1 pseudogene is annotated in these 673 nt (G+C 52.5%); it reads right to left on the bottom strand.

Going from position 1 to position 673, the window contains the following annotated elements:
• Window positions 1–403 precede the first annotated feature (403 nt).
• Window positions 404–622 (bottom strand): annotated as a pseudogene (locus RAE09_RS11865) (IS110 family transposase); the annotation flags it as partial.
• Window positions 623–673 lie beyond the last annotated feature (51 nt).

Below are 673 nucleotides of genomic sequence, written 5' to 3'. Positions count from 1 at the left end.
CACACCGTGGATTTACGGTCCCAAGGCCAGATATACGCTCCCAAAGCGTATATTTGACGCTAACCTAGAGGTCAGGGCCTAAAAATCCCCGATCCCAGACACACTTTCTGACCCTTAACCCAGAAGTGACACAATGACGAGCACTCTACTCGGATCACCATTTTCGTCCATATAGACCAGCAAAACCGTCGACGAAAACCGAGTTTTGGATGGACGATATCGTTGAAGACAACGCTAAGCCAGTCTCGAAAAGGGGGGTGTTCCTATATAGGTTGTCAACTCCGTGGGTGGGCTTGTTGGGGGTGTGAAGGGTTTCTGCTTCGTCTCGTAGATGTTGTTTTGGGTACCTTGAGGAGCCGGTTGGGCTTGCTGTGCAATCGGCTTGGATGGGGGTCTGGTGGCTTTAGGCTGCTGCGGCCTTCTGGATTGTGGGGATGTCTCGGTAGTGCTCGCCGTTTCGCATCATGGAGAAGAGAGCGTTGAGGCGTCGGCGTGCGAGTGCGACGACTGCGGTGTTGTGTCTTTTGCCTTCTTTGCGTTTTTGTTCATAGAGTTGCCGGGAACGCTCGTGGAATCTGATCGATGCAAAAGACGATTGCCATAGGGCGTTCTTTAATTTTTGTTGAGCGATCGTCTGCCCCCATGTGTTGGGCGACTGCGACGGTTAATCGGC

The sequence above is a fragment of the Corynebacterium tuberculostearicum genome (assembly GCF_032821615.1).
Taxonomy (GTDB): domain Bacteria; phylum Actinomycetota; class Actinomycetes; order Mycobacteriales; family Mycobacteriaceae; genus Corynebacterium; species Corynebacterium tuberculostearicum_H.
Note: the sequence above shows the minus strand (reverse complement) of the source record. Positions and strands in the feature narration are given on the sequence as shown.